Consider the following 15,046-nt stretch of genomic DNA (forward strand, 5'->3'; position numbering starts at 1 on the left):
TTCTCGGTTGAAGCGCACCACAGCCGGCTTTCGGTTCCGAGGCCCTCTTGCGCATCCTCCTGATCAATCCGAACACGATGCCGGAGATGACCGATCTGGTCGTTCGCGTCGTCACTCCACATCTGCCGGCAGGCGTCTCCCTGAAAGCCGCTACCGGGCGGTTTGGAGCGCAGTACATCGCCAGCCGCAGCGCCGGCGCGATCGCCGCCCATGCCGCGCTCGAGGCCTATGCCGAGCATGGCGAGGGCTGCGACGCGGTCTATCTCGCCTGCTTCGGCGATCCCGGCCTGTTCGCGCTGAAGGAGCTCGCGCCCATTCCCGTCATCGGCATGGCCGAGGCGAGCTGCAAGGCCGCCGCGCAAAAGGCCGGCCGCTTCTCGATCGTCACCGGTGGCGAGCGTTGGGGTCCGATCCTGCACGAATTCGTCGCGATGCTCGGGCTCGGCGAGCGCCTGGCCGCTGTCGAGACAGTTGCCCCGACAGGCGCCGACATCGCGCGCGATCCGGAAGGTTCGATCGCGCTTCTTGCTACGGCTTGCCGCAAGACTGCGCAGCGCGACGGCGCCGGCGCGGTCATTCTCGGCGGTGCGGGGCTCGCGGGGTTGGCGGCGCGCGTCCAGCCCCTCGTCGACATCCCCGTTCTCTGCTCGGTCGAGACCGGGGCGAAGGCCGTTCTGGCGGCGCTGGCTGGCGGCTTCGACAAACCGGCAGCGGGAGATCTCGCCTTGCCGCCGCCCGTTGGAAGCAAGGGTTTGTCGGAGCGCCTTGCTGCCCTTCTCGCGAAGCCCTGACAGGTTTCCTCGGAAACACTGCGTCATCCCGGGCAAGCGGCCCTCGGGTCCGGCCTTTGGCCGGCCCAAGGACAGGCTCCGCCGCGCCGACCCGGGATCCATGCCGGAGCCTAACCAGGCAGCGCGCTCCGGCATGGATCCCGGATCTCCGCGGAGTTTATCCTTGGGCCGATCGAAGATCGGACCTGGGGGCTGTGTCCGGGATGACGGCGCGGATGATACTTCTCCTGAGGCGCATGCTTTCGAGCTAAGCGCTCAGCCCTTCCCGGCCAGCGAGATGCCGTTCTGCGAGGCGACCCAGTCCGACAGCATCGGCACGTAATCCTCGCCCTTCCCGGCAGCGACCGCCGAGGCAAACGCGTTCTTCACCGCATTGCCGACCGGGTTGGGCACGCCCGCCGCATTCGCGACGCTCTCGAGATAGCGGACATCCTTCAGCGCATTGACCAGCGTGAACTTGTGCGCGTCGCGGTCGCGCTCCAGCACATATTGCATGAAGGTCTGGTAGAAGCCGCAATCCATCCGGCTGCCACGCAAGACGCTGTCGAAGGTCTGCGGCGTGATGCCGATCTTCTGCGCCAGCGTCAGCGCCTCCGAGTAGATCGCGGCATAGCCCATCGAGAGGAAGTTGTTGAGCAGCTTCATCTTGTGGCCGTCGCCGACCGGACCGAGATGCACGACCTTTTGCGCCCAGGCCTCGCAGGCCAGCTTGATCCGCGCGAACACCTCAGGCGCGGCGCCGACCATCGCCGAGAGCTGTCCGAGCGCCGCTTGGGCCGGCGTGCCGCCGAGCGGTGCGTCCGCCAGATGCAGGCCCTTCGCTTCCAGCTCGGCCGCAAGCCGAACCGTGACGCCCGGATCGGAGGTCGAGCAATCAACGATCACAGTCCCGGGCCTGGCTCCGGCCGCAATGCCGTCGGGGCCGTTCACCACCGCCTCGACCTGGGCCGAGCCGGTGACGCACAGGAAGATGATCGTCGCGTTCTCCGCCAGTTGCTTCGGCGTTCTGGCCTCCTTCGCGCCGGCCGCGACCAGCGCCTCCACCGGCTTGCGGTTGCGGTGGCCCATCACGGTCAGTGGGAAGCCCTTATCCACCAGATTGCGGGCCATGCCCTGGCCCATCAGGCCGACGCCGATGAAACCGATGGACTCTTTGCTTGCGCTCATCTTCAATTTCTCCTGTTTCTATGAGAATGACATCATCGAGTGACGGAATGGCCGGGCCCAGGACAGGCTGTGAGGTCTTGATTCCGCTTCCGGAGAAGCGCGCATGACCGGCAAAGGCCCCCCGCCCGAGACGACGCCCCCCGGCAGGACCGCAAACCCGCCGGCAGTCCTCAACGGTCGCGGGCGCGTCACCCTGCAGATCATCGCCGACCGTCTCTCGGTCTCGACCGCGACGGTCTCGCTGGCCTTGCGCGGCTCGCCCCTGGTCGCGGAAGCGACCCGCACACGCGTCCAGCAGATCGCCCGCGAGATGGGCTACAGCTATAATCGCAGCGCCGCCTCCTTGCGGACCGACCGCACCAACATCCTGGGCGTCGGCTTCCACGACATCACCAACCCGTATTTCGCCGAATTGCTGGCCGCGATCGAGGAGACGGCCACCGCTCATGGCCGCTCGATCCTGCTCGGCACCTATGCCGAGAGCCTGGAACGCCAGGACCGCGTGCTCTCCACGCTGAAGGAATACCGCCCCGACGGGATGATCATCTGCGCGGCCGGGGGCAGCACGCCCGAGGCCTTCAACCATCTGATCGCGGCCGGCGTGCCGCTCGTCCAGCTCTCGCGCGAGATCATCGGGCTCGATCTCGATTTCGTCGGCTCCGACGACCGCCAGGGTACGGTTCTGGCGATGGAGCATCTGATCGCGCTCGGCCACCGCCGCATCGCCTTTCTCGGCGAGAGCCAGAGCATCTCGACCGGTCGCAACCGTTATGCCGGCTATTGCGGGACGCTGGCGCGACACGACATGCCGCTCGACCCGGCCATCGTCTATTCCGCCTATGGCACGCGCGAGAACGGCCTCAAGGGCATCCAGGCGGTCCTCGACGTCGACGACCCGCCGACCGCCGCCGTCTGCTTCAACGACCTGACCGCCTTTGGCGCCATGATGGGCTTGCGCCATCGCGGCCTGGAGGCGGGCGTCGATTTCTCGCTGATCGGCTGCGACGACGTTCAGGAGGCGGCGCAGTGGTATCCGGCCCTGACGACGATCAGGAATTTTCAGGACGAGATGGGCCACAAATCCGCGGAATTCCTGATCAAGCGTATCGCCGAGCCCGACGCCCCGACGCGGCGCCTGCTGCTGACGCCGGAGCTCGTGCTGCGCGCCACGACCGCTCCGCCCCGGCGCTGAGCCTGGCTTCACGGATCATTCGCAGGCTTGGCGTTGAGCGCACGATAGGCCCGCACCACCTGCGAATCGTCGCGTGCGCCATGGCCAAGCCCCGAGGCCGCCAGGAACATCTGGTGGGCGGCGGCCGCCAGCGGCAGCGCCGTCTTGGCGGCGCGCCCGGCATCGAGCACGATGCCGAGATCCTTGACGAAGATGTCGACGGCGCTGGCGACAGTCGGATCGGGCTCATGCATGCGCGGGCCGCGATCCCTGAGCATCCAGGAGGATGCCGCAGAGCCGCCCATGATCTCGAACAGCACGCGCCCGTCGATTCCGGCCTTCTCCGCGAGCGACAGCGCTTCGGCGGCGACCGCGATATGCACGCCGCAGAGCAGCTGGTTGACCGTCTTCACCGTCGCGCCTTGCCCCGGCCTCTCACCGACATGGAAGACCTTATCGCCCATCGCGTCGAGCACGGGCCTGGCCTTGTCGAAGCTCTCCTGCGGCGCGCCGACCATGATCGAGAGCGTCGCGGCCCTTGCCCCGACCACGCCGCCCGAAACCGGTGAATCGACGAAATGCCGGCCGGATCTGACGACCTCGGCCGCGATCGCCTCGACTTCGCCGGGCGGGCAGGTCGCCATCAGCATGACGACCGCACCGTCGCTGAGCGCGGCAAGCGCGCCGGCCTCGAACAGGACCGCGCGCGCCTGGGCGGCGTTCACCACCATCAGCACCAGCGCCTCGGCGCCGGCAGCCGCGGCCTTGGCGCTGTCGGCGGCATGCCCGCCGGCGGCCGCCAGCGCCTCGCGCGCGCTTTCGCGCATATCGAAGCCGGTGACGCGGAACTGCCGTTTGACGAGATTCTCGGCCATCGGCGCGCCCATGGCGCCGAGCCCGATGAAGGCGATGGAATTGGGGATGGTCGGCATCTGCTCGCTATATCCTATGCTGGCGTCATCCCGAGCGAAGCGCAGACCCGGGATCCATTCCTGAGCCTATCCGATCGACGTTCCGGAATGGATCCCGGCTCGGCGCGGCTTCGCCGCTTCGGCCGGGATGACGGCGCGGGGATCATGTAAAAAGACCACCCTCGCTGAAGGCTACTCCTTCACCGCCCCGGTCATCGCTGACACGTAATGCTCGACGAAGAAGGCGTAGAGGATGACCAGAGGCAAGGAGCCTACCAGCGCCCCGGCCATCAGCGAGCCCCAACGATAGATGTCGCCATCGACGAACTCGTTGACGATCGCCACCGGCACCGTCTTGTTCTGCGTCGAGGACAGGAAGGTCAGCGCGTAGATGAACTCGTTCCAGCACAGCGTGAACGAGAAGATGAAGGCCGAGATCAGTCCCGGGATCGCCAGCGGCAGAACGATCTTGGTCAGGATCTGCCAGCGGCTCGCTCCGTCGATCAGGGCGCATTCCTCGAGCTCGAAAGGAATGGTCTTGAAATAGCCCATCAGGAGCCAGGTCGAGAACGGGATCAGGATGGTCGGATAGACCAGGATCAGCGCCAGCGGCGAGTCGAACAGGCCGACCTTGTAGATCACCGTCGCCAACGGAATGAACAGGATCGAGGGCGGCACGAGATAGGCCAGGAAGATCAGCGCGCCGACGGTCTGCGCGCCCCTGAAGCGCAGCCGCACGATCGCGTAAGCCGCGAGCACGCTGGCGACCAGCGAGATGAAGGTGGCGCAGCTGGCGATGAACATCGTGTTCCAGAGCCAGCGCGGATAGTCGCTCTCGAACAGCAGCTTGTGGATGTGCTGGAAGGTCGGATTCCAGGTCCAGAACGGGCTGACCTTGTCCATGTCGATCAGCTGATCGTTCGGTTTGATGGCGGTCAACGCCATCCAGTAGAACGGGAACAGCAGCACGATGAGGATCAGCAACAGGGGGATATAGGTCGTGACGACGCGGCTCGGCACCGTCTCGAGATAGGCCATCCCATCACTGTGGTCGGTGGTATCGGCGCGGCGGCCGGCGTCGATGCTAGTCATTGCTGCCGCCCTGCTGCCATTTGCGTGTCTGGAGCCCGTACCAGGCGATGCCGATCGCCGCGAGCAGGAAGGGGATCATCGCCGTCGAGATCGCTGCGCCCTCGCCAAGCTGCCCGGCGATGATCGCGCGCTGATAGGACAAGGTCGCCATCAGATGCGTCGCATTGACCGGCCCGCCCCGGGTCAGCGCCCAGATCAGCTGGAAATCGGTGAAGGTGAACAGCACCGAGAAGGTCATCACCACCGCGATGATCGGCGTCAGCAGCGGATAGGTGATGTGCCGGAAGCGCTGCCAGGGCGTGGCGCCGTCAAGCGTCGCCGCCTCGTAGAGCGAGGGCGAGACGGTCTGCAGGCCGGCCAGCAGGGTGATCGCGATGAAGGGCACGCCGCGCCAGACATTGGCGAAGATCGTCGACCAGCGCGCATTCCAGGGATCGCCGAGGAAATCGATATTGGCGCTGATCCAGCCGAGCTTGCGCAGCGACCAGGACAGGATCGAGAACTGCGAATCGTAGATCCACCAGAAGGCGATGGCAGAAAGCACCGTCGGCACGATGAAGGGGATCAGCACCAGCGCGCGGATCAGGGCCTTGAACGGCAGGCGCTTGTTGAGCAGCAAGGCGAGGTAGAGGCCGATGCCGAACTTCGCCGCGCTGGCGACGATTGTGTAGAGTAGCGTGTTGAAGACGGACACCCAGAAGACGCTGTCGTCCCACAGCCATTCATAGTTCTCGAAGCCGATGAATTCGCCAGCCCGGCCGATCTTGGTGTCGGTAAAGGACAGCCAGACGCCGAGGAACAGCGGATAGGCGAGGAACAGCACCAGGATGCCGATAGCCGGCAGCATATACCAGAAGCCGAGCCAATTCCGGTTGCCTTGCAGCTTCGCCCAAAGCGTTCGCTCGCTTTGGCGCCTGCCCGGATTCCCGGTCATGTCGATTGCCGAATTCACCATCACGCTTCCATGTTCAAAAAACGCGGCGTGGGCCGGCCCGCGGGCCGGAATGCGCATCTGGGAGCGAAAGGCGGCCCGCTGGAGACGGGCCGCCATCGAACCTCCCGGATCAGCGATAGATTCGCTTGGCCTGCCGCTCGGCGCCGGCGATGGCGCCCTTGAGGTCTTCGCGGCCAGTCGCGTAGTTCGCGAACATGTCGACCACGATGAAATCCGCGATCGCGGACGCCGCCTTCTCACCCAGCGTGCCGAGACCCGCAGGCGTCAGCGTGCGCTTGGCGACATCGCGGTAAGGCGTGGTCTTGGGGTCGGCCGTCCAGACCGGGTTGGCGTCGTACTCGCCGAGGAAATGCGACAGATAGCCCTGCGCCGCGCCGATCCAGGGATTGTATTGCGGCGCATCCAGCATGAAGGCGATGAAGGCCTTGCAGGCATTCGGCACCTTGGTGAACTGGAAGGCGAGCATCGTGAAGGGCAGATGCAATTCGGTCGGCTTGCCGACCGGACCCACCGGCAGATAGGCGTGATTCATATCCGCGGCGACGGCGGGATTGTCCTTCTTCGCCGTGACATAGATCGAGATGCCGTTAGCGGTCAGGTGCAGGTCGCCTGCCACGAAGGCCTTGTTGTTCGAGGAATCGTTCCAGGAGGCCGTGCCGGGGATGAAGGTCGGATACAGCGCCTTGGCGTATTCGAGCGCCTTGGCGGTCTCGGGCGAGTTGATGATCACCTTGTCGTTCTTGTCGACGAGATAACCGCCATGCGACCAGAGCAACCAGTGCAGCCAGGTGTTGGCGTCGCCCGAGGCATGGCCGAAGGCGAAGCCTGCCGGGGTGTTATTGGCCTTCAGCGCCTTGCAGAGCTCCAGGAAGCCCGCATGGTCCTTCGGGAACTCCTTGAAGCCGGCCTTCTCCATTGAGGAGATGCGGTAGTTCATCAGGCCACCGCTGGCAGCGATCGGAATGCCGATCCACTTGTTGCCGAGCTTGCCGTAGGCCTCCGCCGAGGGGAACCAGCCGCCATGCTTCTCGCCGAGATATTTCGAGACATCGGTGAGGTCGAGGCACTTCTGCGGAAACAGATGCGGCAGCGAATAGAGCCCCCAGACAAGGTCGAGCCCCTGCCCGGTATTGGCAACGACCGAAGCCTTTGGCTGCAGATCGTCATAGGATTCATTGGTGACGGTGATCTTGGCGCCGGTCGCTGCCTCGAAAGCCGCGACGAGCTTCATGAACTCGACGTCCTCGGCCTCGACGAAGCGCTTCCAGCGCATCAGGTTGATCTTGGCGTTGGGTTCCGCCTTGAATGGCGAGGCCTGCGCCCAGGCCTTGGCGTAGTCGAGCAGGTTCGTACTGGCGCCAAGGCCCAGCGCCGCACCGCCTTTGATCAGCGATCTGCGATCGAAATTCATCGTCATCCTCCCTGGGGATTTGGGTCCGGCAGCTCTTTTTCGGCCGCCTTGAACCGGACCATCCGGTTTTCCTGTCGGCCCGCCCGTTCGCTAGGGAACGGGTCGGGCTTGATGTCTCGTTATCGTCTCTCCTGATCGCGTGACCGTTGCTGTCGGCTTCGTGAAGCCGGGCTCAGTCGATCCGCTTACCTGTCGCCGCATCGAAGAGATGCGTCACATTGGTGTCGGGCGTGATGCCGATGTTCTCGCCGGGCTTGGCATCGATCCGCTCGCGGAAGACGCAGGTCAGTTCCTGCCCGCCGCAGCGCACCACCACCTGCGTCTCCGAACCGGTCGGCTCGATGACCACGACCTCCGCCTTCAGGCCGTTGGGATCGAGCCGGAAATGCTCGGGCCGGATACCGTAGACCGCGGCCTTGCCGTTCGAATCCGCCGGGTGCTTGCCGATCGGCCAGGTGACGCCGCCTTCGGTCACGAAGCCCTCGGGCTTGATCGTGCCCTTCAGCAGATTCATCGAGGGAGAGCCGATGAAGGCGGCGACGAAGAGGTTGTTGGGCTTGTCGTAGAGATCGAGCGGGGCGCCCATCTGCTCGACGATGCCGTCATGCATCACGACGATCTTGTCGGCCATGGTCATGGCCTCGATCTGGTCGTGGGTGACATAGACCGTGGTGGTCTTCAGGCGCTGATGCAGCTCCTTGATCTCGGTACGCATCTGCACGCGCAGCTTGGCGTCGAGATTGGAGAGCGGCTCGTCGAACAGGAAGACTTGCGGATCGCGCACGATGGCGCGGCCCATGGCGACGCGCTGGCGCTGGCCACCCGAGAGCTGGCGCGGATAACGATCGAGCAATTTGTCGAGCCCGAGAATCCCCGCCGCCTTGCCGACGCGCTCGTCGATCTCGGCCTTCGGGGCTTTGCGGAGCTTCATCGAGAAGGCCATATTGTCGGCCACCGTCATATGCGGATAGAGCGCATAATTCTGGAACACCATGGCGATATCGCGCTCTTTCGGCGGCACGTCGTTGACGACGCGCGGGCCGATGCGGATTTCGCCGCCGGAGATGTTCTCCAGCCCCGCGATCATGCGCAGCAAAGTGGACTTTCCGCAGCCGGACGGACCGACCAGGATGACGAATTCGCCATCGCTGATGTCGATGTCGACGCCATGGATGACTTGCGTCGTGCCATAGGCCTTGCGCACGTCGGCAATCTGGACTGAGGCCATTTGAGCCTTCCTTTGGACTTGCTTCCCCGAGGACATGGTGCCGTCCGGGCTAAGGCCCGAGCGTTCCACGCCGCTTGCTCTATCGGCTTCTTGTGACCGATCGATGCCAATGGCCGCAGTCCAGGCTACGCCTGTTGCGTCCAAATTCATCTGCGATAAAGTCATACGATACGGACAGGCGTGTCAAGCGCCGGAAGCGCAGTGAAGGCGCCGGGTTTCCCGGCGCGCTTTGTTGCAATGCGGAAGGAACGCCAAGACGATGCGGGTGCGCGATTTTTCGCGGCCGACGACCTTGAACGCCGACCGCCTGTTCGGGCAGGTCGCGCAGAAACTCGCTGTCGCCATCATCTCCGGAACCTTCAAAGCTGGCGAGCTCTTGCCCAATGAGGACGCGCTGCGCTCCGAGATTTCGGTCTCGCGTACCGCCTATCGCGAGGCCGTCAAAATTCTCACCGCCAAGGGGCTGGTCGAGTCCCGGCCGAAAAGCGGCACCCGCGTCGCGCCGCGCGAAAGCTGGAACCTGCTCGATCCCGATGTCCTGTCCTGGCATTTCAAAGCCGATCCAAACGAGAAATTCATCCGCGATCTCTTCGAGTTGCGCCGTTTCGTCGAGCCGAGCGCCGCGCGGCTCGCCGCGATCCGCCGCTCTCCCGCCGACCTCGCGCGCATCGAGGCCGCCTATCGCGGCATGACCGACAATCCGCCCTATGCCGAGGCGACGATCCGGGCCGATCTCGCCTTCCACGAGGCAATTTTCGCCGCGACACAGAACTCCGCCCTGCAATGCCTGACGAGCGTCGTCACCGCGGCGATTCAATGGACGCTGCTGCTCAAATCGACCGATGACCGCAATTACTTCGTCGAATCGCTTGTCGATCACGAGCGGGTGCTGGAGGCTGTGATACAGCGCGACGGTGACCTTGCAGCCTCGCGCATGACGGCGCTGGTGATCGACGCCCTGAACTCGACGCTGGCCTTTCTTGGGCCGAACAGCAGCGTGCAAACCCACAAAATCGCGTGAATAAGTCATACTACATATGCGCCCATCAGCGCTTTTCCCGCGTCGCGGGGCGTGTAGAGATGAGCAGCAGTTGCGCGCGGAAGCGCTCGACGCCGCAATCTAATCGATTCAGATTCGCCGAATCAAGTTTTCTCCCATTCTCACCCAGACGATGGAAACGCACGCCATGACACGGCCCAACGCAACCGAGATCATCATGACGGGCCCGCTGATGGCCTATGCCGCCGACCAGCTGAAGGCGCGCTTCACCGTCCACGAGCTCTGGAAGGCCGAGGACAAGGCCGCTTTCCTGCGCGAGGTCGGCGAGCGGGTACGCGGCATCGCCGGCGGCGGCCATATCCGGATCGACGGCGCGCTGTTCGACGCCCTGCCCAAGCTGGAGATGATCGCGAATTTCGGCGTCGGCTACGACAATGTCGATGCGACGGAGGCCGGCAAACGCGGCCTCGTCGTCTCCAACACCCCCGACGTTCTCTCCGACGAGGTCGCAGACCTGACCATCGGCCTGCTGCTTTCGACGATCCGGCAATTGCCGCAGGTTGACCGCTATCTGCGCGAAGGCAAATGGCTGAAGGGCGCCTATCCGCTGACGACCTCGCTGCGCAAGCGCTCGATCGGCATCGTCGGCCTCGGCCGCATCGGCAAGGCGGTCGCGCACCGGCTCGAGGCCTTCGGCGTGCCGATCGCCTATCACGGCCGCTCCCGCCAGGCGGATGTGCCCTATCGCTACTACCCCTCGCTGGTCGAAATGGCGGCGGATGTCGACACCCTGGTCTCGGTCGCGCCGGGCGGCGCCTCGACCCATCACATCATCAATGCCGAGGTGCTGAAGGCGCTCGGCCCCAACGGCATCGTCGTCAATGTCGGGCGTGGCACCGTCATCGACGAGAAGGCGCTGATCGAGGCGCTGCAGAACAAGACGATCCTGTCGGCTGGCCTCGACGTCTTCGAGGACGAGCCGCGCGTGCCGGCGGAGCTTATCGCGATTGAGCATGCCGTGCTCTTGCCCCATGTCGGCTCGGCCTCGGTCCATACCCGCGAACAGATGGGCCAGCTTCTGGTCGACAATCTGTTTTCATGGTTCGATGGCAAGGGACCGCTCACGCCGGTTTCCGAGACGCCATGGACGAAGGCCTGAGCTTGCAGCGCAAATCTCACGGGACGCGTGGCCTGCCGCTACTTGCGGCAGGCCTGATCGCGTTCGCAGCCGCCCCTCACGCTCAGACCCCGGCGCCTCCGCGCGGCGCCGACAAGGCGCCCGACAGCCTTCGCCCGCTGCTGGGCGCCTGGGATATCGAACGGGTCGGCGCATCCCGCAAATGCACCATCACGCTCGGCATCGAGCCTGCCGGCAACGGCCGGCAGGTGCGCTTTCCCGCGACCTGCCGCCGGGCGCTCCCACTGCTCGACCAGGTCGCCGCCTGGACCGTCACGCCCGAGGGCGCCCCGCGCCTTGACGACAGCTCCGGCAAGACCGTGCTCGCCTTCGTCCGGACAGGTCCTGAGGCCGGGCTGCAGGGCAAGACGGCGGACGGGCAGCAATATTGGCTCGACCCCAAGGGTTACCCGCGCGCGGCTCGCCGCGCCCCGTCGAACCCGGCCGAGTCGGCCGCGGTCGCGGCCCAGCGGCCGACCGCTATCGATCCGGCGCGCGCGCCAGCCGCCGACAGCTTGCCCGGCCGCTATTCAGTGATGCGCCAGCAGAACCGCGAAGCCTGCAAGCTCGTCCTGAGGCCCGGCCCGCCGGACCGTGCGCCTGCCGCTTTGGAAGGGCCGTGCCAGGATACCGGACTGACGATCTTCGATCCCGCCGGCTGGCGCTATGCGGCGGGTCGGCTCACTTTGGTCGCGCGCAAGGGCCATAGCCTCGATCTCGTCTTCGAGAGCGGACAATGGCGCAAGGACCCGGCCGTCGGCGCACCCTTGATGATGCGCAGGCTGCCCTAGATCACGTCTAAAAGCTTGGAGCATTGCTCGCGCGAGAAACCGGTACCCATATGTCGCGCAGTGCTCGAGAGCGTTTTCAAGCGAAGTGGACACCGGTTCATGTGAAGAAAATGCGTTAAAACAAGAATCTAGAACATTTTCGCGATTCGGAGAAACGCGGAAATACTCTAGCACTCAGATGAAGAACTCGTTCTTCAGTTCTTGCGGAAAAAGCCGCTCCGCATAGAGCTTTCGAAAGCGCTCGGCGCCAATCGATTCCGCGACGTCCTGATTCAATCTCAGGATCGAAAGGACATGCCCGGTCCGCAGGCCGAAGGGATTTGACGCCAGCATCGGGTCGATGCGCTGATCCTTCAGCATCGCCTGCTCGCCGACTGCCCCTCCTCTATCGTGTTCCTGCTTGAAATGGGCGATATGCCGAATCGTCTCTTCGCCGCAGATGCCGTCGATCCTGAGTTGTCTGCCGCTGCCCGGAATGAAATTGTACTGTTCGCCATCGAACTTCTGCGGCTGGTCCTGAAGCAGCCGGATGAAGAACTGGACGAGCAGGACGTCGCCCCGCCTGTTGGGGCAGCCTCGACCGACAGCCAGGTCGATGTGGTACATGATCTGGAGCGTTCTCGTCTCTCTGCTCAGGACCTTGAGGCGCGGCATGGCTTTTCACTCCAAACCCATCGCGCTCCGATAATAGCAGAACACGCGCCGGCTGAATACGAGCTGGCGCGCGTTCCGCGAAAGAGCTTCGTCGCCGTATCTCAGACCGCAGTTCGCGCCGGCTCGCCCTCGGCGTCGAACCCGGTCTCCTTGTCCAAGATCGCGTGCATGCGCTTCTCGTCGAGCGCGTTCTCCCATTTCGAGACCACGATGGTGGCGACGCCGTTACCGATCAGGTTGGTCAGCGCCCGCGCCTCCGACATGAAGCGATCGATGCCGAGGATCAGCGCGATCGAGGCCACAGGGATATGGCCGACCGAGGCTAGCGTCGCCGCCAGCACGATGAAGCCCGAGCCGGTGACGCCGGCCGCCCCCTTCGAGGTCAGCAGCAGCACGGCGATGATGCCGATCTCCTGCGAAAGCGTCAGGTCGATATTGGTCGCCTGCGCCAGGAAGATCGCGGCCATGGTCAGGTAGATGCAGGTGCCGTCGAGATTGAAGGAATAGCCGGTCGGGATGACGAGCCCGACGACGCTCTCCTTGCAGCCGAGATGGCTCATCTTGGCGATCATGCGCGGCAGCACGCTCTCGGACGACGAAGTACCGAGCACGATCAGGAGCTCTTCCTTGATATAGGCGATGAACTTGATGATCGAGAAGCCGGTCAGCCGCGCGATCGTGCCCAGCACCAGGAAGATGAAGATCAGGCAGGTGGTGTAGAAGGCCGCCATGAAGCTGCCGAGCGAGAGCAACGTGCCGACACCGAACTTGCCGATGGTGAAGGCCATTGCGCCGAAGGCGCCGATCGGCGCCGCCTTCATGATGATGCCGACTATCTTGAAGAAGACCAGCGAGATGTCATCGACGAATTTCAGCACCGGCTTGCCGCGCTCGCCGATCATCTGCAGGCCGAAGGCGAAGAGCAGGGCGAAGAACAGAACCTGCAGGATCTCGCCATTGGCGAAGGCCCCGACCACCGTCTCGGGGATGATCGCCATCAGGAAGGCGACGGTGCTCTGGTCGTGCGCCTTGGCCGTGAAAGCGGCGATGCCCGAGGTGTTGATCGTGTTGACGTCGACATTCATCCCGACGCCCGGCTTCCAGAGATTGATCACGACGAGGCCGACGACGAGCGCCAGCGTCGTGACCAATTCGAAATAGAGCAGCGCCTTGAGGCCGACCCGGCCGACCTTCTTCATGTCGTCCATCGAGGCGACGCCATGGACGACCGTGAGGAAGATGATCGGCGCGATGATCATCTTGATCGCCTTGATGAAGGCGTCGCCGAACGGCTTCATCGCCTCGCCGGTCTGCGGGTAGAAATGCCCGAGCAGGACGCCGATCGTGATCGCCGTCAGAACCTGCACGTAAAGATGGGTCCACCAGGGACCTTGATGGCCGCGCAGAGTTTCAGCAGTTGCCGTCGTCATGACCGTCCCTCCGAGCGCGCCTGTCCCGGCACATGAGGCCAGCCGTTACGCCGATTTTGCATAGCGGACAAGCCGGCAACGCCGGCCATCCACCCCGGCACTATGGCGAGCGCCCGTTATTCGGCCGCCTGCGGAGCAGTGAGCACGCCACGCCGGATCTGGTCCTCCTCGATCGATTCAAACAAAGCCCGGAAATTGCCTTCGCCGAAGCCGTCATCGCCCTTGCGCTGGATGAACTCGAAGAAGATCGGCCCGAGCACCGTGCCGGAGAAAATCTGCAGCAGGACCTTGCTCATGCGGCCCTCCTTCTCGCCGAGAGCGACCGCACCCTCGCCATCGATCAGGATGCCGTTCGCCTTCAGCCGCTCGACCGGCTCGCCATGGCTCGGCACACGCGCATCGACCTTCTCGTAATAGGTCTCAGGGGGAGCCGGCATGAAGGGCAGCGCGTTGCGGCGCAGCTGCTCGACGGTGGCGTAGATATCGCGCGCGCCCATCGCGACATGCTGGATGCCTTCACCCTTGTACTGGCGCAGATATTCCTCGATCTGGCTCTTGTCGTCGAGCGACTCGTTGATCGGGATGCGGATCTTGCCGCAGGGCGAGGTCAGGGCCCGCGAGATCAGCCCGGTCAATTTGCCTTCGATGTTGAAGAAGCGAATCTCGCGGAAATTGAACAGCTTGCCGTACCAGCCGGCCCAATGGTCCATGCGACCGCGATGGACGTTGTGGGTCAGGTGGTCGAGATAATACAGCCCGGCCTGCTCGGGATGAGGATCGCGCTCGCCGAGCCACTCGAAATCGACATCCCAGATCGACCCCTTCTCGCCATAGCGATCGACGAAATAGAGAATCGAGCCGCCGATGCCCTTCACCGCCGGGATCGCCAGCTCGCCGGGGCCGACCTTGCTCTCATAGGGCTCGGCACCGAGCGAGACCGCGCGCTCGAAGGCATGTTTGGCGTCGACGACGCGGAAGGCCATGGCGCAGGCGCAAGGGCCGTGCTCGACCGCAAAGCGCTGGGCGAATGAGTTCGGTTCGGCATTGACGACGAAATTGACGTCGCCTTGGCGGTAGAGCGTTACCTTCTTGGAGCGGTGCTGCGCGACCCGCGTGAACCCCATCCTCTCGAACAGCTCGCCCAGCTTCTCCGGCTCGGGATGAGCGTATTCGACGAATTCGAAGCCATCCGTTCCCATCGGATTGGCCTCGGAGATGGCGGGCGGGGCAGCATCGAACGGAAACGGACCCATGGACATTCTCCTCCA

The 15,046-nt window shown here is 64.3% G+C and carries 14 protein-coding genes; 5 read left to right on the forward strand and 9 right to left on the reverse strand.

Going from position 1 to position 15,046, the window contains the following annotated elements; translation table 11 throughout:
* Positions 1–47 precede the first annotated feature (47 nt).
* Positions 48–791 carry an aspartate/glutamate racemase family protein gene (locus BMZ97_RS16585; protein ID WP_092171747.1) on the forward strand — a complete coding sequence of 248 codons (744 nt, stop codon included), beginning with the start codon at positions 48–50 and terminating at the stop codon, positions 789–791.
* 255 nt (positions 792–1,046) lie between these two features.
* Here the strand turns inward: BMZ97_RS16585 and BMZ97_RS16590 are convergent, their stop codons facing one another.
* Positions 1,047–1,958 (reverse strand): NAD(P)-dependent oxidoreductase, encoded by a 912-nt coding sequence (locus tag BMZ97_RS16590; protein WP_092171749.1) that lies wholly within the window; start codon positions 1,956–1,958, stop codon positions 1,047–1,049.
* 103 nt (positions 1,959–2,061) lie between these two features.
* On the opposite strand from BMZ97_RS16590, the gene BMZ97_RS16595 reads away from it, so the two are divergent.
* Positions 2,062–3,150: a LacI family DNA-binding transcriptional regulator gene (locus tag BMZ97_RS16595; protein ID WP_092171752.1), complete on the forward strand. Its 1,089-nt coding sequence runs from the start codon at positions 2,062–2,064 to the stop codon at positions 3,148–3,150.
* 8 nt (positions 3,151–3,158) lie between these two features.
* Here the strand turns inward: BMZ97_RS16595 and BMZ97_RS16600 are convergent, their stop codons facing one another.
* The 5 genes from BMZ97_RS16600 to ugpC all read right to left on the reverse strand — a co-directional run bounded on the left by BMZ97_RS16600 (position 3,159) and on the right by ugpC (position 8,726).
* The gene (locus BMZ97_RS16600; protein ID WP_092171755.1) at positions 3,159–4,061 is read right to left on the reverse strand and encodes an NAD(P)-dependent oxidoreductase; all 903 of its coding nucleotides are present in this window, start codon (positions 4,059–4,061) and stop codon (positions 3,159–3,161) included.
* Positions 4,062–4,232: 171 nt separating this feature from the next.
* Positions 4,233–5,132: a carbohydrate ABC transporter permease gene (locus BMZ97_RS16605; RefSeq protein ID WP_092171757.1), complete on the reverse strand. Its 900-nt coding sequence runs from the start codon at positions 5,130–5,132 to the stop codon at positions 4,233–4,235.
* On the reverse strand, positions 5,125–6,066 hold the full coding sequence (locus tag BMZ97_RS16610; protein ID WP_092172456.1) for a carbohydrate ABC transporter permease: 942 nt from the start codon (positions 6,064–6,066) through the stop codon (positions 5,125–5,127). Before BMZ97_RS16610 ends, BMZ97_RS16605 begins: the two co-directional genes overlap by 8 nt.
* A 130-nt stretch (positions 6,067–6,196) precedes the next feature.
* Positions 6,197–7,504, reverse strand: coding sequence for an ABC transporter substrate-binding protein (locus BMZ97_RS16615; RefSeq protein ID WP_092171760.1), 1,308 nt, complete (start codon positions 7,502–7,504; stop codon positions 6,197–6,199).
* 166 nt (positions 7,505–7,670) lie between these two features.
* A complete protein-coding gene (gene ugpC, locus BMZ97_RS16620; RefSeq protein ID WP_092171763.1) occupies positions 7,671–8,726 on the reverse strand; it encodes an ABC transporter ATP-binding protein in 1,056 nt (351 codons plus the stop codon).
* A 259-nt stretch (positions 8,727–8,985) separates the two neighbouring features.
* Between ugpC and BMZ97_RS16625 the strand changes: the two genes are divergently transcribed.
* The 3 genes from BMZ97_RS16625 (at position 8,986) to BMZ97_RS16635 (ending at position 11,694) form a co-directional block, all read left to right on the forward strand.
* Complete coding sequence (locus BMZ97_RS16625) at positions 8,986–9,747, forward strand: FadR/GntR family transcriptional regulator (protein WP_092171765.1); 762 nt, start codon at positions 8,986–8,988, stop codon at positions 9,745–9,747.
* Positions 9,748–9,913: 166 nt separating this feature from the next.
* Entirely contained in the window at positions 9,914–10,885 is a 972-nt protein-coding gene (locus tag BMZ97_RS16630; protein ID WP_092171768.1) for a 2-hydroxyacid dehydrogenase, read from the forward strand.
* On the forward strand, positions 10,870–11,694 hold the full coding sequence (locus BMZ97_RS16635) for an AprI/Inh family metalloprotease inhibitor (protein WP_175525598.1): 825 nt from the start codon (positions 10,870–10,872) through the stop codon (positions 11,692–11,694). The genes BMZ97_RS16630 and BMZ97_RS16635 overlap by 16 nt, the downstream gene beginning before the upstream one ends.
* Before the next feature lie 174 nt (positions 11,695–11,868).
* On the opposite strand, the gene BMZ97_RS16640 is transcribed toward BMZ97_RS16635, so the two are convergent.
* From BMZ97_RS16640 to hppD, 3 genes are all read right to left on the reverse strand, one after another.
* Positions 11,869–12,348 carry a hypothetical protein gene (locus BMZ97_RS16640; protein ID WP_092171773.1) on the reverse strand — a complete coding sequence of 160 codons (480 nt, stop codon included), beginning with the start codon at positions 12,346–12,348 and terminating at the stop codon, positions 11,869–11,871.
* A gap of 101 nt (positions 12,349–12,449) precedes the next feature.
* The gene (locus BMZ97_RS16645; RefSeq protein ID WP_092171775.1) at positions 12,450–13,778 is read right to left on the reverse strand and encodes a dicarboxylate/amino acid:cation symporter; all 1,329 of its coding nucleotides are present in this window, start codon (positions 13,776–13,778) and stop codon (positions 12,450–12,452) included.
* A 116-nt stretch (positions 13,779–13,894) separates the two neighbouring features.
* Positions 13,895–15,031: a 4-hydroxyphenylpyruvate dioxygenase gene (gene hppD / locus BMZ97_RS16650; RefSeq protein ID WP_092171778.1), complete on the reverse strand. Its 1,137-nt coding sequence runs from the start codon at positions 15,029–15,031 to the stop codon at positions 13,895–13,897.
* Between the last annotated feature and the right edge of the window lie 15 nt (positions 15,032–15,046).

Source organism: Allobosea sp. OK403, assembly GCF_900113835.1.
In the GTDB taxonomy this organism is placed as follows: domain Bacteria; phylum Pseudomonadota; class Alphaproteobacteria; order Rhizobiales; family Beijerinckiaceae; genus Allobosea.